This is a genomic window from Acidobacteriota bacterium (assembly GCA_034211275.1).
In the GTDB taxonomy this organism is placed as follows: domain Bacteria; phylum Acidobacteriota; class Thermoanaerobaculia; order Multivoradales; family JAHZIX01; genus JAGQSE01.
The window spans coordinates 1-7,058 of sequence record JAXHTF010000269.1; the positions used below are offsets into that span (position 1 = coordinate 1).

8 protein-coding genes are annotated in these 7,058 nt (G+C 62.7%); 2 read left to right on the top strand and 6 right to left on the bottom strand.

Translation table 11 applies throughout. From position 1 onward, the window contains the following. Nucleotides 1-2,055 (top strand): beta-propeller fold lactonase family protein (locus SX243_24390; GenBank protein MDY7096126.1); only part of this gene is annotated, 2,055 nt, incomplete at its 5' end. A gap of 42 nt (nucleotides 2,056-2,097) precedes the next feature. Here SX243_24390 and SX243_24395 read toward each other — a convergent pair. Continuing rightward, a complete protein-coding gene (locus SX243_24395; GenBank protein ID MDY7096127.1) occupies nucleotides 2,098-2,253 on the bottom strand; it encodes a hypothetical protein in 156 nt (51 codons plus the stop codon). A gap of 150 nt (nucleotides 2,254-2,403) precedes the next feature. Here SX243_24395 and SX243_24400 point away from each other — a divergent pair, with 150 nt between their 5' ends. Then, nucleotides 2,404-3,486: a hypothetical protein gene (locus tag SX243_24400; protein ID MDY7096128.1), complete on the top strand. Its 1,083-nt coding sequence runs from the start codon at nucleotides 2,404-2,406 to the stop codon at nucleotides 3,484-3,486. A 10-nt stretch (nucleotides 3,487-3,496) separates the two neighbouring features. Here the strand turns inward: SX243_24400 and SX243_24405 are convergent, their stop codons facing one another. From SX243_24405 to SX243_24425, 5 genes are all read right to left on the bottom strand, one after another. Then, nucleotides 3,497-3,886 carry a class I SAM-dependent methyltransferase gene (locus tag SX243_24405; GenBank protein ID MDY7096129.1) on the bottom strand — a complete coding sequence of 130 codons (390 nt, stop codon included), beginning with the start codon at nucleotides 3,884-3,886 and terminating at the stop codon, nucleotides 3,497-3,499. Nucleotides 3,887-3,944: 58 nt separating this feature from the next. After that, complete coding sequence (locus tag SX243_24410; protein MDY7096130.1) at nucleotides 3,945-4,466, bottom strand: hypothetical protein; 522 nt, start codon at nucleotides 4,464-4,466, stop codon at nucleotides 3,945-3,947. Nucleotides 4,467-4,502: 36 nt separating this feature from the next. After that, nucleotides 4,503-4,886 (bottom strand): SRPBCC domain-containing protein, encoded by a 384-nt coding sequence (locus SX243_24415; GenBank protein MDY7096131.1) that lies wholly within the window; start codon nucleotides 4,884-4,886, stop codon nucleotides 4,503-4,505. 229 nt (nucleotides 4,887-5,115) lie between these two features. After that, on the bottom strand, nucleotides 5,116-5,943 hold the full coding sequence (locus tag SX243_24420) for a hypothetical protein (protein MDY7096132.1): 828 nt from the start codon (nucleotides 5,941-5,943) through the stop codon (nucleotides 5,116-5,118). Then, nucleotides 5,944-6,636, bottom strand: coding sequence for a hypothetical protein (locus SX243_24425; protein MDY7096133.1), 693 nt, complete (start codon nucleotides 6,634-6,636; stop codon nucleotides 5,944-5,946). Nucleotides 6,637-7,058 lie beyond the last annotated feature (422 nt).

A 7,058-nucleotide genomic window follows, 5' to 3' on the forward strand; every position in this document is an offset into this window, starting at 1 on the left:
AGCAGCCTGGCCGTCTCTCCCTCCAACTCCATGGTGGTCCTGGCAGCGACCTACGACGACGGAATCTTCAAGAGCGTCGACGGCGGCGTGACCTGGATGGGCTCTTCCTCGGGGCTGGATAGCCTCCAGGTGAACATCCTGACATGGCATCCGGCCTCCCCCGGCACAGTCCTTGCCGGCACCTCGGAGGGAATCTTCCGTAGCACCGATTCGGGCAACAGCTGGCAGGAGATCGGTGCCGGCCAGGTCCATCGTATGGTCAGGGCTCTGGCCTACAATCCCGGATCGCCCGACACGATCTACGCCGGAACCGGGGGATCCGGTCCCGACAACGGCATCGCCCGCAGCTTCGATGGTGGAGCAACCTGGGAAATCTTCAACCAAGGACTCCCAACCTTCACAGATCCGGGAGCCCGAAGTCTGGTCATCCACCCCGGTTCACCACCCACGATCCACGCCGCCACCGCCGGCGGCGTTTTCTCCCTCACCCAGGGCGTCGACCTCTCCCTCACCCTCACCGAATCCGCGGACCCTGCCCCCGCCGGCGGACCGAACCTGATCTACGAGGTGCAGCTGGAGAACCTCGGCCCGTCCACCGCCACGGATGTCGAGGTCACGGTGGATCTGACCCTACCCGCCGGCGTGTCGGTGCACTCGGTGAGCCCCAGCGCCGGCTCCTATGCCGGCGGCAGCTGGACGCTGCCCACCTTGTCTGCCACGAGCTCCGAAACCCTCGCCGTCGAGCTGGTGGTGGATGTCGCGACGGTGCCCGGAGGCGATGTCATCGAGGCCCAGGCCGAAGCCGCCACCGTCGCTGAGCCGCTCTTCAACCCGGGGGACGACAGCGCTCAGGAGAGCACCTCCGTGGGACCACCGCCCACCGAGCTCACCTACCTGGAGACCCACACCGACGGTGCCGGCGGCGTCGACGGGCTGGACTTCGCCAACCACGTGGCGGTGAGCCCGGACGGCGATCACGTCTATGTCGCGTCCCTGGACGACAACGCCCTCGCCGTCTTCCAGCGGGATCGGACAACGGGACTGCTGACCTTCGTCGAGGTGGTACGGGATGGAGTCAACGGCGTCGACGGCCTCGCCTTCGCCACCTCGGTGACGGTGAGCGGCGATGGCCGCTACCTCTACGCCACCAGCTCGGCGGTAGACAACGCCGTCTCGGTCTTCTCCCGGGACGCCGCCACCGGCACCCTCACCTTCCTCGAAGCCCACTACGACGGCATCGGCGGCGTCGACGGCCTGGCTGGAGCGTGGCATAGCGCCCTCAGCCCCGACGGAAGGTCGCTCTACGTTGCCGGCCAGTTCGACCACAAAGTCGCTCACTTCCAGCGCGCCCCGGCCACCGGCCTGCTCACCTTCCAGGGCGTGGTGACCGATGGCGTCGGCGGAGTGGACGGCTTGCTCTATGTCACTTCGGTGGCGGTGGATCCCACGGGCAGTCACCTCTACGCGTCGGGGAGCGTTGACGACAAGATCGCCGTCTTCGAGCGCCATCCAACGACCGGCTCGTTGACCTTCGTCGAAGCGCTGGAGGATGGCTCGGGAGGAGTGGATGGCCTCGAGGGGGTGACCTCGGTGGTGGTAAGCCGGGACGAGCAGCACGTCTACGCCGCCGGCAGCGGCGAGGACTCGGTCACCTTTTTCACCCGGGATCCTGTCACCGGCACCCTGAGCTTCGTCGAAACGCTGCGCAACCTGGTGGACGGCCCCAGCGCTCTCGACTACCCCACCACTGCGGCGCTTGATCCCATCGGCCGCTACCTCTTCGTGCCCAGTCTGTTGGGAGATTCTCTAACCCTCTGGTCGCGAGATCGCTCCAGCGGTGAGCTCGCCTTCGTCGAGGAACACGTGGACGGCGTCGATGGCATCGACGGCCTGAACGGCGCCTCCGCCGCGGCGGTGAGCCCGGACGGCCGCCATGTCTACGTCACCGCCCGCGAAGACAGCGCGGTCTCCGTCTTTGCCGTGCCCTCGGCGGTGATCTTCACCGATGGCTTCGAGACCGGGGATGCTACCGCCTGGTCGAGGCAGGTGCCCTGAGCTCGCTGGGCTGGAGAGCTCGAGGAGTCCTCCAGTCAGCGGCTACTCGAAAGCCGCCAAGGCCATGCCGACGAGCATTCCCAACAGAAGGATGCCCGCGAAGAAGAGGCGCAGCTGGAACTCCGAGAAAGCTCCCGGCGTGTGCTTCTCGTACCCTCTCGCTCGACGCTTCATCGCTTTCCGCATGCGAATCAGCATGGTGCCTCCTTTCCACGGTCCGCTACGACCCCATGCTATCCTGCCACAAATACTTAGTGTTGTAATCGCCCGCGAGCGCCCAGCGCCCCAGTCCCCAGCGCCCCAGTCCCCGGCCTCCAGCGCCAGAGCCCGCAGGAAGGAAGCCCAGATATGCCCTTTGCAAGCATCGCCGCCCTCGTCGCCCCGCTCCACCGTCTCACCCTCTCCCTGCTGGGATTTGCGCTCTGCCTGCTGCTGGTGGCACCGGCGAGCGCCATGGAGACTCTCGATCAGCGCCAGGAGACCTTCAGCCCCGCCGGCGCTGCCTACGTCCTGGGCGGGGAAGTCGACCAACGCATCGCCCAGATCGTCACCGTCGGCATCAGTGGCCGTCTGAGCCGCATCGAAGCGCCCATCGGCTGCACCGACGGTGAGCTGCTGCTGGAGATCCGCAACCTCCGCGCCGACGGCGCCCCGGGGGACACGGTGCTGCACTCCCAGACCTACCCCGCCAGCGACTTCCCGGAGGTCGCCCCCCTCCTCACCTGGTCGACCCTCGTGCTCACCGACGGCCCCGGCTTCACCCGCGGCCAGCGCTTCGCCCTCGTCCTCGACAACCCCACCGGCGCCTGCGACCTCACCGGCGCCGAGGCCGGCGATCTCTACCCCCGCGGCGGCGCCTACTTCAAGGCCCTCCCCACCCCCACCGACTGGCTCTCCTTCGCCACCGCCCCCGGGGATGAGGACGACCTGGTCTTCCGCACCTACGTGACCGAGCCCCGCCCGGCCCGGGAACCGCTCTGCCGCGTCCCCACCGGCCTGACGCCGCCTCTGGGCCAGATTTTCCTCGCCACCCCCATCTGCGGCTGCCTGTCGAACCGCACGGTGATGGAATTCCAATGCCGCCTGATCCACCCCGACTTCTTTGCCTCGGTGCGCGTCCCGGAAGTGGTTGCCCCCGGCGAGGTCTTCACCGTCACCTGGACCGTCCTCCCAGCCAACGATCTCGACCGCCCGGTCATCGTCCGTAGCCGCTGGCCCCAAGGCTTCCTCTTCGACGACGCTCCCTTAGACTTCAGCAACGCCCTCCCCGCCGGCAACGCCGTCACCCTCACCACCCAAGTCCAGGCCCCCCAGACCCCGGGCAAGTACCGCTTCCGCAGCCTGGTCCGCTACCTTGACCAGCCGACGAAGCGGGATCCGGGGGCGGTGGTGCTGCGCAGTGGGGTGAAGGTACGGGAGCCCTCGCAGTAGGAGCGGGCTGCTAGAGCTCGCGGTAGCAACAAAGCTCCTCCGGCGGGATCGAGTTGTCCGCGCACAAGACCACGTCGAATCCCGCCGGATGATGGGACGCGACGCTCCGCATATCGCAAACCGAGAACTGGATTTCGAACCCCCGAGCCTCCGCTTCCTGTCGAGCCCGCGCAACCGCTCCCTCCGACAGATCCGAAGCCTGGATATCGAATCCCCTGGCGGCCAGGCCAAGGCTTTGGGTGCCGATCCCGCAGGCCACATCGAGGATCGACCGAGCCTCCCGACCCCAGCGGTCACGAATCAGCTGAGCCAGCTGCTCTCCCTGCGGCTCGATGCTGGCTTCCCAGTCCGGATAGATCAGGTGGTAGTACGGCGAGAGCTCATCGTAGAAATTCGGCACAGGCCTCCAGCGTAGCGAGGGGTCCGACATCTATCCCCGTCCGGAGGGCGTCACCTGGCTACTCGCCGATCGTATCCGCCAGAACCACAGGGATTGAGCTCGATACTTGGATGTCTTCCTCGTTCTGCCGGCACGGCGGCAGCCTGCTGACTTGATACCAGGCGACCAGGTCAGCACTCTCAACCTCTATCTGCAGCGGCACCGACAAGTCGAGTGGATCCTCCAGACTCTCGCCCGGTGCCAAGGAGACCCTCTCGGCGCACGAGGAGTCCAGGGTGTAGCTTTCCCATCGGATTGGAAAAACACGATCTTCAGATGGAAGGTAGTAGCCCACAGAGGGCCCGGACTCCTTGCAGAACTCGAGCGCAGTCGACCCGGCGTTCTTCAGCCGAAGACTGACCGGGTAGCTCTCTCCCCGCACCAGCTCGGAAGAGGGGACCACCATCTCCGCGACGAGACCCGTCTCCAGGTCTGCGCCGCTCGGGCAGTACTGCGTCGAACAGCCTAGAGTGAGGCTCACGGCCACCACGCCCAAGAGGGCAAGAACCCAACCAGGTCGCTGAATCTTTGACCAAATCATTGCTGGCTCACGGCCAAGCGCACACAGCTTCATACCTTAATCACTCAGAGCCTCGTCCAGAATCTCCAAGGCGGCGGGCCAGTTGTCCTCGTGGCCCTTACACGCATCCTCGGTGCTGAAGCCCGAGTGGGTCAATCGAAGCAGGGTGCCGCCACCCTCTCGTGGGCTCAGCTGGATCTCCAGGACCGTCTCATCACCGTAGGTACCCGGCGCACCGGTCACCCAGGTCATTCTCACTCGCTCATTCGGAACGAACTCCAGGAACCGACCGTAGTGCGCGTGTCGGCCCCAGTCGTGCCGGTTGTAGAAGAAGAAGAGACTCCCTTCCTCCGGCGTCATGATGAGCTCGCCGGGCTGGGCAAACCATTTGTCGAAGCTCCGGGTCCAGGCGTCGTAGATCCGCTCAGCGGACGCTGTCATGTTGTGCTCGACGGTCGTCGAGAAGGGGCGTGAAGAGAGGTCTGGGGGGAATGGTTTGGGCATGCTCTCCTCGTGGGGGGTTGGGGGGGCTTTCTTCCTTACGGCAGGCGCAGGTACTCTGTTCTTTTGGTGATCGATGGGTGCTCTACGCTCTGCCTGACGGTACAAGGCAAGCGGCGGTCTGCCGTCCGGCGGGGCCCAGGGTTGACCGAGGAATCAGCATACGTGCTCACTCCAAACCCACGAATTCGGGCGTCAGGTCTAGTGTTTGAAATATGCTCATGACTTCTCCAAGCAGGTCGCTCGGAGCGACAACGCGTGCAATCGCCGCACCAACGGGCTGCTTGCCAATACTTGGCATCAGCATACACTGCTCAATACGACGGTATGTGCCGGTCGGGAACTGTTGATTCCTATCGAAGAATTCGGCATCAAGGCTATGCACATGTTCAGCCTCAACATCAGTAAGCCGCCTAGAGAGTGGCTCGCCCTCATAAATCAGGTTTCCTTGGACTCTCCACTCCTTTTGAGCAAGATAGAACCGATCACGATCTCCTTCGACATCTTCAATTGGATAGAATTGCGTCGTCAGGTACCTGATGAAGCTTTCAATATCTTGAAGATTAACTGGCCGTCCGCCGAAGTCCACCTCGGATCCCGCCTGTCGGGCGTGGCTCACGACATGAAGCGTCTGGTAGAGGCGCTCAAGCTGAAAACCTCCGAGATTCCGTTTCTTCCGACCAGCGCCAAGAGATCGTGGGACGTAGAAAACCGGAACAGCCCCGATCTCTTCCATTAGACTGCGGCGGAATCCCAGTGTGATCGGCCCAAACAGCCTTGCGTGAGTTGCTAGCTCGCCTTCTTCTAGCGAGGTGAGACACAGTCGCTTCTGAGCTACTTGAAACCCTTGGCCACCTGATGTTCGCCAGTCGACGATCTCGGGAGTAATCAAGAGACCATGAGTTAGAATCGACTTTAGCACTTGAACAGAACGACTCCTGTCACTGCCGGCATTGCGCCGCTGGAATGAATGATAAAGATATGGGATCCTGGGCAACTATTCACCTCCGCCTATCTTGTCTTTCTCTGGTCGAGGTTGTTCTTGCGCCTGGGGTCGCCCCTCTTCGGCCTTCTTGTCAGCAAGCCGCCGCTGACTTCCGCGGGGTACCCTTCCCCTTGGCATCCCAGAAAGATCCGCGCCGACGCCAATTGAAATAGACAAGGCTACGAGCAACTTATTGTACGCATTCTGAATCTGGCGAAGTTCTACTACTGATTCCGGCTCGAAGTAGTGTTCCCAGGATTCCATCCAATTCTCGCCGAGCGCTTGCTCTCTGCGGATGAAGTCGCTGCGGATCTTCGCGTCTTTCCCCCAACCAGAGAAGGTCTTGAAGCAAAGTCCGGTCAGGATAAAGTAGGCATCTAGCACGCCCCCAGGGAACAGGGGCGCATTCACATGAAACTCTCTGTCTAGCTCACGCTTTCGAGCAACGATATCGGGCGGCTTGAGCTCTTTCCAGTTGCCGACGTAGGTAAAAAAGCAGAGAAGATCGTTCAGCTTAGGCGCAATCTGACGGAATAGTTCGATTCGAACCTCTACTACTTTCTGGTTGGCCCATTGGATCTGCTCGATGTCTTTGAGCCTCTTATTCAAGAAGTAGGCAACCAGAACAAGGGCTATTGGTGTCAGGCATGAGGCGACCAGCTTCGCGACCTCAAGACTGTTCCATACAGTTACTGACGACTCCACAATTGGTCCTTTGAAGACGATCTACTACTTTGGGCAAGTACCTGGCCGGCGAACCCTAAGCGCTCTATGCACCAACGCCGCGCAGCATGCCCCTCTGATCATCCCACCTCCCGATGTCATATAGAGCGCGGTTGGACGAAACCGCGGCCCGAGCGGCTGGGCCGACTATGGGGACTCAATGGGTCTTTGCGATAGGCGGAGAGCAGAAGACACGGCCGCAGGAGCCTGCCGGCTGCTCGCGACTCTCTTCTTGGGTGCTGTTTCACGGCCACCTCCGGATCGTGAGTCGATACTTTGACGATTGCTAGAGTGAAAGTATATCGCAAGCTTCGATCACGGGCACACCCCTCGCTGCGGCCATGGGCTCAAAGGGGTCGTAGACAAGCTCGCGGACTGCTTGGTTGCCTCGGAGGGCCATCAGA

What these genes read in the sequence shown, in the direction of transcription:
- SX243_24395 (MDY7096127.1), bottom strand. Translation starts at nt 2,253, where the DNA reads ATGCTGATTCGCATGCGGAAAGCGATGAAGCGTCGAGCGAGAGGGTAC.
- SX243_24400 (MDY7096128.1), top strand. Translation starts at nt 2,404, where the DNA reads ATGCCCTTTGCAAGCATCGCCGCCCTCGTCGCCCCGCTCCACCGTCTC.
- SX243_24415 (MDY7096131.1), bottom strand. Translation starts at nt 4,886, where the DNA reads ATGACAGCGTCCGCTGAGCGGATCTACGACGCCTGGACCCGGAGCTTC.
- SX243_24410 (MDY7096130.1), bottom strand. Translation starts at nt 4,466, where the DNA reads ATGATTTGGTCAAAGATTCAGCGACCTGGTTGGGTTCTTGCCCTCTTG.